This window comes from Microbacterium sp. PM5 (genome assembly GCF_003293595.1).
Lineage (GTDB): Bacteria > Actinomycetota > Actinomycetes > Actinomycetales > Microbacteriaceae > Microbacterium.
Genome location: NZ_CP022162.1, coordinates 1,576,442 through 1,590,199 on the forward strand (window position 1 = coordinate 1,576,442; position 13,758 = coordinate 1,590,199).

A 13,758-nucleotide genomic window follows, 5' to 3' on the forward strand; every position below is an offset into this window, starting at 1 on the left:
GGAAAATCGGCCCGCGCAGGGCGTGCGGCCGGCGGCCGCCAGCCGTCAGTCCCCTGCGCGAAGCCGCACCGCGAGTGCCGCCGCCGTTCCCACGGCAGCGCCGACGAGCGTGTCGAGGATGCGCTCCAGAGCGAGCGGCAGCGTCTCGGCCGTACCCGTCGCCGCGCCGATCAGCAGCAGCACGAGCGGCGTGATGAACACCAGTGCGAGCGCGTAGTGGCGCACCACGACCATCTCGATCGCGAACTGCAGTACGCCCAGCAGCAGCCCGAGTGCCCAGACGGGCAGCGGCACGAATGCCAGCCCGAGATACAGCGCGCCGCCGACCACGGTGCCCACGGTGCGGTGGACGCCGCGCGTCGCCGCATCCCGCCGCCCCACCGGCAGCCCGACCACGGCCAGACCCGCGCAGACGATCCAGTACGAGCGTGCCGGGTCGACGACCACCGCCGCGGCCACGCCCGCGACGCCCACGATCGCCGCACGCAGCGTGAGGGTCTGCGCGAGCGCCGACCACTGCAGCGGAAAGAGCTCCGCACGCGGTCGAGGCCGCTCGCGGCGGTACCGCGGCAACAGCAGCGGTACCGCGACCAGCAGGCAGGCGAACGCGCCCGACGCGGCGACGACGGCGAGGTAGACCGCCGGGTCCACGGCGCGCGCACCGCCGTGCCGCGAGGTGATCTGCGCAGACAGACCGAAGACCAGCACGAAGAACACCGGTCCGGGTGGCCCGAGCGAGACGGCACCGGCCAGCGCCGACACGACGATCGTGGTGACCAGCACCCCGCCGAGCACGAACGCAACGCCGCCCTGCGCCGCCAGCGTGCCGCCGGCGGCGCACACCCACAGCACCAGCGCCAACAGCGGCGCGACGCGGGCGCGCTCGCGAGGGCGCAGCCAGCCGCCGTAGATCACGGCGAAAGCCCCGGTCGCCGACAGGAGCGCGAGGTCGGCGTGGCCGGATGCCGCGAGCGCAACGATCGGCACTGCCATGGCGAGTCCCGCCTGCAACGCGAGTGGCCAGCGCCGGCCGCGCGCGGGACCGAACGTCGCAAGGCTCCGCGCGACGTGGGCCGCCTCCGCGCGCACGCGGGCGCCGAAGCGGGGCGACGGGGTGCACGACGACATCCCCTCATTCTCCCTCGCCGCTCGGGCCGACTCCCCCGGTTCGCACAGCCGGCGCCGAGGAGGGCTGGCTACGGTCGAGACCATGGAAGCGATTTCGCAGCCCCTGTCCATCTCGACCGACGAGGGGGTGGCGACCTTCTCCCCCGAGCAGCTGCGGATGATGCGCGACGAGTTCCAGCGTTTCCTGCTCGAGTACCAGTTCGGCCTGCGGGAGGTCGAGACCAAGCTCGGCATCCTCCGCGACGAATTCCTGCTGATGCACGACTACAACCCGATCGAGCACGTCTCCAGTCGGGTGAAGTCGGCCGACAGCCTCGTCGACAAGATCACGCGCAAGGGTGTCGATCCCAGCTTCGACGCGATCCGCGCGGCCATCACCGACATCGCCGGCATCCGGGTGACGACGAGCTTCACGAAGGACGCCTACCGCCTGTTCGACCTGCTCACCCAGCAGGACGACATCACCGTGCGCGAGGTGAAGGACTACATCGCCCACCCGAAGGCCAACGGCTACAAGAGTCTGCACGTGATCGTCGAGGTCCCCGTGTTCCTCTCGTCGGGGCGCGTCGACGTCGCCGTCGAGGTGCAGTTCCGCACGATCGCGATGGATTTCTGGGCGAGCCTGGAGCACAAGATCTACTACAAGTACGCCGGCGCGGTTCCCGACGGACTGCTCGCCGAACTCAAAGAGGCAGCCGACTCGGCATCCCTGCTGGATGCCCGCATGGAACGCCTGCACGGACAGCTGCACGGTCCGGCCTCTGCGGCGATCCGAGCCGTCTGAGCGCGCCGGCGCCTAACCTGGACGCATGAGCGAGGATCCGCGCCTGGAGGCGGCGCGCTACCGGATCGCGCAGGAGGCGCGCGCGTCCGGCGAGGGTGCCCCGGCGGTGGGCGCCACCGATGTGCCTGCGCCCGCGCACGGCACGCCCACCGCCCACGACCGCGCGATGTACGTCGAGACGGCCATCCAGCAGGCGATCCGCCGCGGAGACTTCGACGATCTGCCCGGCGCCGGTAAACCGGTGGAAGGCCTCGGCGACCACCACGACCCCGACTGGTGGATCCGCCGCAAGATCCAGAACGAGCGCCTCACCGGCCTCGGACCCGCCGCGCTGATGCTGCGCACCGAGGATGCCGAGTTCGCGCAGACCCTCGACGCCCTCACGCGCGAAGCCGACGTGCGCGCCCACGTCGACGACTTCAACCGGCGCGTGGTCGAGGCCCGCCGCCAGCTGCAGGGCGGTCCGCCGGTGGTGACGGCGACCCGCGACGTCGATGGCGAGGTCGCGGCGTGGCACGAGCGTCGTCGGCAGCGCCTCGCGGCGGCATCCACCCCGCCGTCGCCGCCCGAGCCTCGACGCCGGCGCGGTCTGTTCCGCCGACGCTGAACCGGCAGCGGATGCGCAGGCGAGCAACGGATGCGGATGCCGAGCGCCTCGGCATCCGCATCCGTTGATGGTTTCCGATTCTGTGAACTCCGCAGCGGCGGGCTCCGCAGCACGAGCCGGGTCAGCCGAGCGCGGCCCGCCAGTCCTCGAGCAGGCGTGCGGTCGTGCGGGTCTGCGCCCACGGCATTTCGGGCGCCTCGGTCCGGCCGTCGCGCAGCGCCAGGATCGTGGCATCCGCCTCGGCGGCCATCGGGCTGATCGTCGCCGTGCGGATCCGCTCGACGGTGCCGTCGGCGCGACGCAGCACGGCGTCTGCCGTCGAGACCACGCGGCTGCCCCACACGTTCTCGATCTCGAGCTCGCCCTCCGTTCCGCGCACCACCGCACGACGGGGCAGATCGGCGGTGATCGCCGTCGCGATCCGCGCCTCGAAGCCGCCGAACGCGACCGTGGCCCGGGCCTGCTCGTCAACGGCGCCCACGACACCGTCGGCGTCCACGATCACGGGCGGGTGGGCGATGCCCGCCCACGCGGCCAGCCCCACGACGAGGGATGCCGGGTAGCACCCGACATCGAGGATCGCACCGCCGGCGGTCGCCGGGTCGAACAGACGCCCCTCATGAGCGTCGGCGGCGAACCCGAGCGTGGAGTCCACCGACCGCAGCTCGCCGATCACGCCGGAGGAGACGAGCCGGCGCAGCTGCTCTGCGAACGGACCGAAGCGGTACTTGAACGCCTCGACGAGCGGCAGCCCGGCCCGCGCCGCACGGTCGAGCACGGCCTCGGTCTCGGCCGTCGAGATCCCGAGGGGCTTTTCGCAGAGCACCGCTTTACCCGCATCGAGGGCGGCGTGCGCGAGCTCGGCGTGCGTCGTGTGGACGGTGCCGATGTACACGGCGTCCACGTCCTCGCGCGCCAGCACCTCGTCGTAGGTACCGGCCACCGACGCGCCGTGGCGGTCGGCGAATTCACGCGCCCGGATGCCGTCGCGCGCTCCCACCGCATGCAGAACCCCGTGTTCCGCGTGCGGCAGCGCCGCGAGGAAGTCGCCCGTGATGACACCGGCACCCAGTACCGCCCAGCGTGCTTTCTCGCTCATGGCTCCACGCTAGCGGCGCCGCTGGAGGCCCACGCGCATGGGATGCCGCGAAGTGTTACGACCGATCCGTCACAATCACCCACATCGCCCTAATCTGTGCTGGTGAGCACGCAGCCCGACAGCGACGACTACGGCTTCGACACCCGCCAGGTGCACGCCGGCGAGGTCGACGACCGCAACCACGGCGCACGCATCACCCCCATCTACCTCACGGCCGCCTACCGCTTCGACTCGTTCGCGCAGGCCGAGGACCGCTTCACGGGAGCGGAGACGGGTCAGCTGTACTCCCGCAACCTCAATCCGACGCACGAAGTCGCCGAGCGCCGCATCGCCTCGCTCGAAGGCGGGACGGGAGCGATCGTCGTGGGCTCCGGTCAAGCGGCGATCACGGCGCTGCTGCTGGGGCTCGCCGGCGCCGGCGAGCGTCTCGTGTCGACCGCGAGCATCTACAGCGGCACGCGCATCCTCTTCGATCGCACCTTCGCCCGCCTGGGCGTGTCGACCGACTACGTCCGCGATCCTGCGGACGTAGACGAGTGGGAGCGTCTGATCACCCCGCAGACGAAGGCGATCTTCGTCGAGACGATCCCCAATCCGAAGAACGACCTCGTCGATGTCGCCGCGGTCGCCCGCATCGCACGGCGGCACACGATCCCCCTGATCGTGGACAACACCGTCGCGACCCCGTACCTCATCCGCCCGCTCGAGCACGGCGCCGATGTCGTCGTGCACTCCTCGACGAAGTTCCTCACCGGTCACGGCGCCGCCCTGTCGGGCGTCATCGTCGACGGCGGCCGCTTCGACTGGGCCGGCTCGTCGCGCGACTACCCGGGGCTGACCGCACCGGCCGCCCCCGGCCGTCCCGCGCTCGTGGACAGCCACGGCGCCCGTGCGCTGGAGGCGTACCTGCGCTTCGGCATCGTCAACGATCTCGGGGCCGCCCTGTCGCCGGTCAACTCGTTCCTGCTGCAGCAGGGCATCGAGACGCTGTCGCTGCGCATGGCGAAGCACCTCGAGAACGCCGAGATCGTCGCCGCGTGGCTCGCGAGGCATCCCGCCGTGGAGAGCGTCGACTTCGCGGCTCTGCCCTCGAGCCCCTACCACCGCATCGCACAGGAGCGCTTCGGCGGCCACGCCGGATCGGTGTTCGCGTTCACCGTCCGCGGCGGGCGGCCCGCCGCCGAGCGCTTCTTCGACGGCCTGCGCCTCATCAGCCGCATGACGAACATCGGCGATGTCCGCTCGATGGCACTGCATCCCGCGACGACGACGCACGTGTCGTTCCCGCCCGAGGAGCGGGAGCGGCTCGGAATCGGCGACGGACTCATCCGACTCTCGATCGGCATCGAGACGGCATCCGACCTCATCGCCGACCTCGACCGGGCGCTAGCGGCGTCCTCCTGAGCGGAGCGCGGACCCGGACATGTCGCCGTGTTGCGCCTGACGGAGCCCGCCTTCCTCAGTGCGTTTACCGTGGAGGTATGACTTCGTCGCCCACCGCACCCATCGCCGTGCCGGTCGATGCCCCCGCGCACCACGCCACCGATCTCACCTCACCGGGTTTCTCCTCGTCGCTGTCGGCCGGCGAGTTCAAGGCGCTCTTCCGCGGCCACCCGGGCGGCGTGGCGGTCATCACCGCCGATGCCGGCGACGGACCGGTCGCGCTCACGGCGACGAGCGTCGCCAGCGTCAGCGCCGAGCCGCCGCTGCTGATCTTCTCGGTGTCCGCCCTGTCGTCGTCGGCCGCCGTGCTCGCCAAGGCCGAGACCGTCGTCGTGCATCTGCTCGATGCGCACGACCTCGACCTCGCCCGCCTCGGCGCCACCAGCGGCGTCGATCGCTTCGACGGGTCGCAGCCGTGGTCGCGGCTGGTCACCGGCGAGCCGGTCTACCACGACGTGCGCGCCTGGGTGCGGTGCGCCGTCATCGAACGCATGGATGCCGGGGGCTCCACCGTGTTCGCGGCACACGCACTGCAGTCGCAGCTCGAGCGCGACGTCGCCCCGGGAGAGCCCGGCGACGCGCTGGTCTACCACAACCGCACCTGGCACCGTCTCGGCGAGCACTCCCGCATCTCCTGAGGTCGCCGACCGCCGGGGCACCGAACGCGACGGGCTACGGCGCCGGCGGTCGCGCGACCAGGAGCTCACCGCGGCCGCTGACGACCACATCGCCCTCCGCCGCAGCGACCAGCCAGGTCGTCCCCGCCCGAGCGGGGGCGCCACCGATCATCACGTCGCCGTCCGTCACCACGACGACGGCGAAGCCCGCGGAGACCACGGCCGCACCCTCGACGACGCGACGCTCGAGACGGAAGTACGCGTCCGCCGCCGCGGGAAACACCGACCCTTCATGCCCGACCGGCGCCGGGTGGACGAGCTCGTCGATCTCGGCGGCGCTGCGCGCCCGACGGGTGACGGCGGTGAGGGCACGGTCGAACCCGATCCCCACGTGGCCATCGGCCGCGCCGTCCAATGCGAAGCCGCGCCACTCGAGAAGGATAGAGAGGTCCTCGGGTTGCTGCAGCTCCAGCAGGAGCACGCCCTCACCGATCGCGTGCAGCTCTCCGGGAGGCACCCACACCACGTCGCCCGGGTGCACCTCCACGCGGTGCAGCAGCGCCAGCAGCTCCTCGGTGCGCTGGCGGGCCACCATCTGCGCCAACCGGTCGAGGTCGACGTCCTCACGCAGCCCCAGGTGCACCGTTCCGCCGGAGAGGATGTACCAGGCCTCGGCCTTTCCGTGCGCGCGCCCGAGGTGGGCGGCCGCAAAGGCGTCGTCGGGATGGGCGTGTACGGGCAGGCGCTGACCGGCGTCGAGGAGCTTCACGAGCAGACGCGTATCGGCACCCCACCGCTGCGCGTGCGCACCGCCCAGCCAGTGCACGGGGTCGGCGGCGACGGCATCGCGCAGCAGGATGCCGCGCCCTCCGCCGCCGTCGGGAAGCGCCGTCAGCCCCGTGAGCGCCGCACCGGACACCGTGGTCGTGGAGGCGATCCAGTCCTCCGGTTCGCGTCCGGCCGGTGGCGCTTCGCCCCGGAACGCGCACAGGCGCGCGCCGCCGCGGTAGAAGCGATCCGCGGGACGGTTCGAGGGCAGCCGGATGGGCATGACGAGGCCCGTCAGGGCGCAGACACCGCGTCGGCGACGCGCGTGACCGACAGGAATCCGCCGACGAAGCTGTCGCCGAGGCCGATGGTGGTCGGAGTCGGGGTGTCGACCACGACAGCGGCCACCCCGACGGCATCCGGTCGCGACCCCTCGACGGCCGCGACGACGCGGGCGCCGTCCGGATGCCGCGGCAGCCGTCCGGTGTCGTCGAGGTCGGACGCGTCGAACACGTCGCCGAGACGGTAGCGCGTCGCCGAGACCCGCACCGCGGCTTCGAGGGCGGAACGGTGGCGCTGCGCGCCGTCACCGACCGCGATCGACCAGAAGCGCGTATGCACGACGAGCGCCGGCACCGGGATGAGCCGGTGCGCCTCGGCCAGGGCGGCGGCGACGTCTGCGGGATCGCGCAGATCGATCGTCCGGCCGACGTACTCCTGCAGCTCGTCTTCGTTCATGCCGTACACATCGATGCGCGAGATGAGGCGATCGCGGACGATCGCGGCGAATTCCCGGCGATAGAACCCGGCATCCTCGTAGTAGACCAGCGCCCCCGCCGGAAGCCGACTCATCGCGACCCCCAGCTCGTCGAGGCGCAGGTCCAGAAGCTCGGCATCCTGCATCGTGTTGAATCCCGACACGAGGAAGGCGTCGGCGTCGCGCAGGCGCTCGCCCAGTTGCGCAGCGATCGCCATCTCGCGGTTGGGTCGATCGTTGGCGATGATCACCCGATTCGCCGCGGGCGCTGCGACCTCGCCGTCGGCGAGCGCGACGACCGCCCCCGCCGGGTACTGCACGATCAGGTGCGGGTCGAGGGTGTCCGCGGAGGCCGAGCACACCCAGTCGACGATCGGGGGCATGAGACGTCGCACGTTGTCGTCGATGCTCACGAGGTGCTGCGTGCTGGGGATGCCGAGATTGGCCAGCGCGATTCCCGCGCGCACCCCCGTGCCGCCGAGCGTCACCGCCGTCTCGAAACGTGCAGCGAAGGTCTCGAGCAGGTCGGAGGAGGCGGCGAACCGCTCCCCTCCGACGCCGCGTTCGAGCAGGGCGAGGATCGCGACGATGAGCGCGCGCTCGTCGTCGATGGGGCCCGGGGCCGCCAGCTCCGCCCGGCGCACGCCGTGGTGGCGGGCCAGATCGCTGATGACCGCGGCATCCCACCGGATCTCGTAGTCGACGGTGCCGCCGAGTCCGAGGACGAGTCGCGCGCTCATGGTGTCGATGATCTCCTGCCGACGTGCGTCAGTACAGGTCGGCCTTGCCGGCGGCGCCGAACAGGTCGATCTTCTGGGCGGCCGTCGCCTTGAGGGCGGCGATCGGCTCGGGCTGGATGGCGTTCGGTTCGCGCAGGCGCTCGTCGGTGCCGAGGATCTCGCGCATCCGGTTGTGGTAACTGACCTTGATGTCGCTGGAGATGTTGATCTTGTTGATGCCGAGCGAGACGGCGCGGGCGAGCTCTGCGTCGGGGTTGCCCGAGCCGCCGTGGAGGACGAGAGGGATCTTCACCGCGGCCTTGATCTGCTCGAGCAGGTCGTGGCGCAGCTCCGGGTTCTTGTCGGACGGGTACAGCCCGTGCGAGGTGCCGATGGCGATGGCGAGGCTGTCGACTCCGGTCTCGGCGACGAAGCGCACCGCGTCGTCGACGTTCGTGTAGATGATCTCCGCGGCCCCGGATTCGCCGTAGCTGTCGTTCGCGCCGATCGTGCCGAGCTCGCCCTCCACCTGGATGCCGACGGCGTGCGCGGCCTCGACGACCTTGCGGGTGAGTGCGACGTTCTCCTCGAACGGCAACAGCGATGCGTCGATCATGACCGACGTGAAGCCGGCCTGGATGGCCACGATCATCTGCTCGTACGTGCCGCCGTGATCCCAGTGGATCGCGACCGGTACCGGCGAGCGGTGCGCGCGTTCGCGGATCGCGACGATGAGATCGGTCGTCACGTGCGAGACCTCGTCGGGGTGGATCGCGATGATGACGGGCGCGTTCTTCTCCTCGCTGATGTCCATGACGCCGAGGAACATCGCCCAATCGCTGATGTTGAAGGCCGGGATGGCAAAGTTGTTCTGGTTGGCGATGTCGAGGATGGACTTGCCGGTGTACAGCACCACGGTGGATTCTCCTGTCGGTGGGGGTGGTGAGAGGCGTCCGTGCGGACGGGTCTGATCAGCTCTTCACCGAGCCGGCCGTCAGGCCGCTGATGAAGAAGCGCTGGAAGAAGAGGAAGAGGATGAGCACGGGGATCGAGCCGAGCACGCTCATGGCCATGATCTGGTTCCACTCGTAGGAGTGCTGGCCCATCAGCAGCTGGATGCCGATGGGGACCGTGCGCATGTCGATCGTGCGGGTCAGTGTCAGGGCGAACAGGTACTCGTTCCACGCGATCATGAACGTGTAGATTCCCACCGACACGATGCCGGGCACCGAGATCGGTACGAGCACCCGCCACAGGGCGGTCATCGAACCGGCGCCGTCGACGCGGACGGCTTCGTCCAGTTCGCGCGGCAGGGTGTTGAAGTAGCCGGTCATCATGATGATCGCGTAGGGCAGCGTGAACACCATGTACGTGAGGATCAGGCCGGGATAGGTGTTGTACAGGCCGAGGCCCACCATCAGGCCGAAGTAGGGGATGAGCAGCGTGATGGGTGGCACCGCCTGCACGCTCACGATGATGACGTTGAGCACGCGCTTGCCGCGGAAATCGAACCTGCTGAACGCGTACGCCGCCTGGATGGCGACCAGCAGCGTCAGCACCGTCACGGCACCGGCGACGATGTAGCTGTTGAGGAAGAACCGCATCGTCTCGGGGTTCGTGAAGATGGCGACGTAGGCGTTCAGGGAGAACGTGTCGGTGATCAGTCGTGGCGGCAGCTCGAAGATCTCGGTGTTCGATTTGAACGAGTTCGAGAGCATCCACACCACGGGACCGGCGGCGAACACCGCCCCGAGGACGAGGCCGATCACGATGCCGATGCGCGCGGTGCGCCGACGTGTCTGTACGGACATGGCCATGTCAATCCCTCGCCTTCTGGTGCCGCACGTAGAACACGGCGAGGACCATCGACATGAGCAGGACGAGCACGGCGGCGGTCGCCGCGAGCGAGAAGTCGTACTTCGCGAAGGCCAGCTTGTAGGTGTAGGTGCTGAGCACCTCGGTCACATCGATCGGGCCTCCGCCGGTCGTCATCCAGATGAGGGCGAACTGCTGAGAAGTCCAGATGAGATCGAGCAGCAGCAGGCTGACGATGATGGGCCGAAGCTGCGGCAGGGTGACGTTCCAGAACCGCTGCACGCTGCTGGCACCGTCGACCGTGGCGGCCTCGTAGAGGTCGCTGGGGATGCCCTGCAGGCCCGCCAGAAGGCTCACCATGAAAAACGGGTAGCCGGCCCAGATGTTGATGAACGTCACGGTGCCGAGAGCGAGCTGCGGGGAGGCGAGCCATTCCACGTTGGCATTCAGGAGGAAGTTGATCACTCCGTTGGGAGCCAGCAGCATCCGCCAGAGGACGGCGATGACGGCGACGGCGAACAGCCACGGCAGAACGTAGAGCCCCCGGAAGATCGCGCGCGGCACGGCCCCGATCAGCGTGCTGTTGAGCATGAGGGCAAAGCCGAGGCCGAGCACGAGGTGGGCGGCGACGCTGACGACGGTGAAGACGACCGTGTTGGAGGTCGCCTTCCAGAACGCGCCGTCGCCGAGCACCGTCAGGTAGTTCTGGATGCCGACGAACTGGCCGTTCTTGCTGAGGATGACGTTGCTCTGCAGCGAGTAGCCGATGACCATGACGATCGGGACGATCATCAGCACGAGCAGGAGGATCAGCGTCGGCGCGAGGAAGGCGTACGACTCGGTCGTGCGGCGCAGCTGGCGCCGGCGACGCGAGTGCGCGACGCCGGTGACGAGCACCTCGGTGTCGAGCGAGACGGGGGTTTTCAGGGTCATGAGACCGCACGGCTCCTTGCGGGGTTCCGGCCGGCGCCGGACGGGTGGGTGGGCGGGTGCCGCACCGCTGTCGCGCAGCGATGCGGCACCCGGGTGGGGGCGAGGCGGCTCAGAACGCTGCGGCCCAGGACGTCTGCGCGTTCTTGAGCGCATCGTCCATGGACTGCTGACCGTCCAGCGCCGTCTGCAGCTGCTGGCCGAGCTGGCGCATGAGGTCCTCCGCGGTCGGCAGCCCGGTGAACTCGTTCGCGGGGTAGCCCGCCTTGTAGATGTCGAACGCCTTCTTGAACAGTTCGTCGCTGCCCGAGAAGTCCGGGGTGGACTGCGTGTTGCCGGGGAACGCCTTGGCCAGCGTCGACAGCTTCGAGTTGGTGTCCTTGCTCATCAGGAACGACACCAGCTTGAACGCGGCATCCTTGTGCGCGGAGTTCTCGGCGACGCCGATGCCCCACGACGCGTAGGGGATGCCGCGCTGTCCGGTGTAGCCGTCGGCGGCGGGGATCGCCGAGATCGAGAACTTGAGGTTGGGGTTCGACTGACGGATCAGGTTGATGTGCGCCAGCGAGTCGATCATCATGCCGACGCGACCGTTGGTGAACTCCTCGACCTTGTCCTGCTCCTTCATCGTGAAGGATCCGGAGGCGATGACACCGTCCTTCCACAGCCCGTCGATGTAGTTCATCGCGGAGGTCACGTCTTTGTTGGTGAGATCGGGCTTGCCGTCCTTCAGCATCGATCCGCCCGACGCCCACACCCAGGACATCACGTCGTTCTGCACGCCGTTGGGGGCTTCGAGCGACAGCGGCAGGACCCAGCCGGAGACGTCGCCGCCGAGGGCCTTGATCTTCTTCGCGGCATCGGCGAACTCGGTGCGCGTGGACGGGGGTGCGGTGACGCCGGCCTTGGCGAGCAGGTCGTCGTTCGAGAACATCGGGTAGACGAAGTTGACGACCGGGATCATGTAGGTGCTGCCGTCGACCTTGATCTGGCTCGCCAGCTGACTCTCGTCGTAGTTGTTCTGCGTCATCAGGTCGGTGAGGTTCGCGATCACGCCCTTGGAGGCGAAGTCGTTGACCCACGCGCCGTCGAGGCCGACGACGTCGGGCATGGTGCCGGACGCGGCCCCCGCGAACAGCTGCTCCTTCGTCGACGCGTACGGGCCGCTGACGAGCTTGACCTTGATGCCCGGGTTCTCGGACTCGAACTGGTCCATCAGCGCGCGGAACTGTCCGTCGGGCAGCTCCGGCTCCCACCACTGCGCGAACTCGATCGTGACATCTCCGCCGGCGTCGCCGCTGCCGGACGGCGACGCGCTGCTGGAGCAGCCCGCCATCGCAACCAGCGTCGCCGCCGCCGCGACCGCGCCGAGAACCGTGCGGGCCGTGCTGTGACCCCGCCCCACTCTGGACATCGTTTCTCCTCTTTGAGTTTGTGCGCCCTCCGCACCACTGCGGATAAATGCGTCTTTCAGCACCATTATGCCGTCTTTTGCCGCTCGGTCAAGAGGTCTGCTCCACAAATTGCCATCTTCTGCACTCTTATGCCGGTTATGGGCGCGAAAACAGCATCCACTGTGCTAGGGATGAAGACATGGACAAAGCAGCCCCCCGTGGCCGCCGGCTTCCCGCCGGCCGCAAAGCCGACCTGGCGGCCTACGTCGCCGAACAGGGGCAGGTCACGGTGGCCGAGCTGTCGGAGCACTTCGACGTGTCGATCGACACCGTGCGCCGCGACCTCGACCAGCTCCATCGCGAGGGCGCGCTCATCCGCACCCACGGCGGCGCCGTGAGCGCCACCGACGGGGCGCTGCGCGATCGGGGTCTCGACGTGCGCCTGCGCGTGCAGGTGGAGGAGAAGGAGAAGATCGCCCGGCTCGCCGCCGAGATGGTCGACGACGGCGCGGTCGTCATGCTCAACGCCGGCACGACGACGCTCGCCGTCGCCCGCGCGCTCCGAGGACACCGCGACCTGACGATCGCGACCAACAATCTGAGGATCCCGGCGGAGATCGCTCCGTCGGCGTTTCGCGACCTCTACGTCTTCGGCGGCGCCGTCCGGACGATCACACAGGCCACCACCGGCCCCGTCACCTTCGCGATGGCGGCCGGTGGCCGTGAACTCGACATCCGCTGCGACCTCGCGCTCGTCGCCGTCGGCGCCGTCGACGAGTCCGGCTACTCGACGAGCAACCTCGGCGACGCGACGATGATGGCGGAGATGATCGACCGCGCTGACCGCACGGCGGTGCTCGCCGACTCCTCCAAGCTCGGCCGCCGACTCTTCGCCCAGGTCGCTCCCCTCGAGGGCGTCGACTACCTCATCACCGATGCGGCGCCGCCGCCTCCCCTGACGAGCGCGCTCCTGCAGGCCGGCGTGAGCCTGATCACTCCCTGATCGCTGTCCCGCGGCCTACAATCGCATCGTGGGCACGATCTATTACGGGGGCTCGGCGACTCCGATCCATATCGAGGACAGAGTGCTCGCCCACCTGAAGGTGGTCGTCGCCACGAAGCTCCGTCGCGGCGAGAGCTTCACCGTGTCGTGGCAGCACCCCGACGGCGAGACCCGCGGCCGCAGCACCATCTGGCTGCATCCGTCGATTCCGCTGCGCTTCGTCTTCGACGATCCGGAGCCCACGGAGCTGAACCGCGCGTGGATCGAAGAGCTGGCGCAATCGGCCAGTTCGTCCGGCGGCATCCAGCTCACCGAGGAGCAGATCGAATCGGTCGACGGCGACGCGGACAACGCGCCGCAGACGGTCGCGGTCGCCGACGACTGATCGCGTCAGAAGCCGCGTGCCGGCGGGAAGTGGGCGATCGGGACCGGTCGGCTCGCGGTGGAACGTTCCTGCTCGCAGAGGATCCGTTCGCCCCTCTCGACACACTCCTCCAGCGAGGACAGACGCGCACGCCGCGCACCGCCTCGCATCCAGACCGTCTCGAACCCGCCGTCCGTGCGCTCGATGTAGGCCACGACGAATTCGGCGTCGCGTGCGCTCACGCGACGATCACACAACCGCCAGGCGTCCTCATCGATGGGGAGCAGTTCGAGGTGGCCGCCGACATGCGCTGTCTGCGTCATCGTCGTC

At 69.5% G+C, this 13,758-nt stretch carries 15 protein-coding genes; 6 read left to right on the plus strand and 9 right to left on the minus strand.

All coding sequences use genetic code 11. The annotated features are described in order from the left end of the window. Positions 1-45: 45 nt before the first annotated feature. Positions 46-1,128: an FUSC family protein gene (locus CEP17_RS07725; RefSeq protein ID WP_112931836.1), complete on the minus strand. Its 1,083-nt coding sequence runs from the start codon at positions 1,126-1,128 to the stop codon at positions 46-48. An 82-nt stretch (positions 1,129-1,210) separates the two neighbouring features. On the opposite strand from CEP17_RS07725, the gene CEP17_RS07730 reads away from it, so the two are divergent. Further along, positions 1,211-1,912 (plus strand): GTP pyrophosphokinase family protein, encoded by a 702-nt coding sequence (locus tag CEP17_RS07730; protein WP_112931837.1) that lies wholly within the window; start codon positions 1,211-1,213, stop codon positions 1,910-1,912. Between the two features lie 25 nt (positions 1,913-1,937). Further along, on the plus strand, positions 1,938-2,519 hold the full coding sequence (locus tag CEP17_RS07735; RefSeq protein WP_112931838.1) for a DUF1992 domain-containing protein: 582 nt from the start codon (positions 1,938-1,940) through the stop codon (positions 2,517-2,519). Between the two features lie 121 nt (positions 2,520-2,640). On the opposite strand, the gene CEP17_RS07740 is transcribed toward CEP17_RS07735, so the two are convergent. After that, positions 2,641-3,618, minus strand: coding sequence for a Gfo/Idh/MocA family oxidoreductase (locus CEP17_RS07740; RefSeq protein WP_112931839.1), 978 nt, complete (start codon positions 3,616-3,618; stop codon positions 2,641-2,643). 96 nt (positions 3,619-3,714) lie between these two features. On the opposite strand from CEP17_RS07740, the gene CEP17_RS07745 reads away from it, so the two are divergent. Together CEP17_RS07745 and CEP17_RS07750 are read left to right on the plus strand one after the other, a co-directional pair. Next, positions 3,715-5,022, plus strand: a complete 1,308-nt coding sequence (locus tag CEP17_RS07745) for a PLP-dependent transferase (protein WP_112931840.1) — start codon at positions 3,715-3,717, stop codon at positions 5,020-5,022. 77 nt (positions 5,023-5,099) lie between these two features. Continuing rightward, positions 5,100-5,699 carry a flavin reductase family protein gene (locus CEP17_RS07750; protein ID WP_112931841.1) on the plus strand — a complete coding sequence of 200 codons (600 nt, stop codon included), beginning with the start codon at positions 5,100-5,102 and terminating at the stop codon, positions 5,697-5,699. 34 nt (positions 5,700-5,733) lie between these two features. Here CEP17_RS07750 and CEP17_RS07755 read toward each other — a convergent pair whose 3' ends face one another. From CEP17_RS07755 to CEP17_RS07780, 6 genes are all read right to left on the minus strand, one after another. After that, on the minus strand, positions 5,734-6,729 hold the full coding sequence (locus CEP17_RS07755) for a carbohydrate kinase (RefSeq protein ID WP_112931842.1): 996 nt from the start codon (positions 6,727-6,729) through the stop codon (positions 5,734-5,736). An 11-nt stretch (positions 6,730-6,740) separates the two neighbouring features. After that, the gene (locus tag CEP17_RS07760; RefSeq protein ID WP_112931843.1) at positions 6,741-7,943 is read right to left on the minus strand and encodes an ADP-dependent glucokinase/phosphofructokinase; all 1,203 of its coding nucleotides are present in this window, start codon (positions 7,941-7,943) and stop codon (positions 6,741-6,743) included. A gap of 28 nt (positions 7,944-7,971) precedes the next feature. Beyond that, entirely contained in the window at positions 7,972-8,838 is an 867-nt protein-coding gene (locus CEP17_RS07765; protein ID WP_036316405.1) for a ketose-bisphosphate aldolase, read from the minus strand. A 55-nt stretch (positions 8,839-8,893) separates the two neighbouring features. Further along, complete coding sequence (locus CEP17_RS07770) at positions 8,894-9,739, minus strand: carbohydrate ABC transporter permease (RefSeq protein ID WP_112931844.1); 846 nt, start codon at positions 9,737-9,739, stop codon at positions 8,894-8,896. A gap of 1 nt (position 9,740) precedes the next feature. Beyond that, the gene (locus CEP17_RS07775) at positions 9,741-10,670 is read right to left on the minus strand and encodes a sugar ABC transporter permease (RefSeq protein WP_112931845.1); all 930 of its coding nucleotides are present in this window, start codon (positions 10,668-10,670) and stop codon (positions 9,741-9,743) included. Between the two features lie 109 nt (positions 10,671-10,779). Then, positions 10,780-12,081 carry a sugar ABC transporter substrate-binding protein gene (locus CEP17_RS07780; RefSeq protein WP_112931846.1) on the minus strand — a complete coding sequence of 434 codons (1,302 nt, stop codon included), beginning with the start codon at positions 12,079-12,081 and terminating at the stop codon, positions 10,780-10,782. Between the two features lie 179 nt (positions 12,082-12,260). Here CEP17_RS07780 and CEP17_RS07785 point away from each other — a divergent pair, with 179 nt between their 5' ends. Next, positions 12,261-13,064, plus strand: a complete 804-nt coding sequence (locus tag CEP17_RS07785; RefSeq protein ID WP_112931847.1) for a DeoR/GlpR family DNA-binding transcription regulator — start codon at positions 12,261-12,263, stop codon at positions 13,062-13,064. 28 nt (positions 13,065-13,092) lie between these two features. Then, a complete protein-coding gene (locus CEP17_RS07790; protein WP_036316385.1) occupies positions 13,093-13,449 on the plus strand; it encodes a hypothetical protein in 357 nt (118 codons plus the stop codon). 5 nt (positions 13,450-13,454) lie between these two features. Here CEP17_RS07790 and CEP17_RS07795 read toward each other — a convergent pair whose 3' ends face one another. Further along, positions 13,455-13,751, minus strand: coding sequence for a hypothetical protein (locus tag CEP17_RS07795; RefSeq protein WP_239498469.1), 297 nt, complete (start codon positions 13,749-13,751; stop codon positions 13,455-13,457). Between the last annotated feature and the right edge of the window lie 7 nt (positions 13,752-13,758).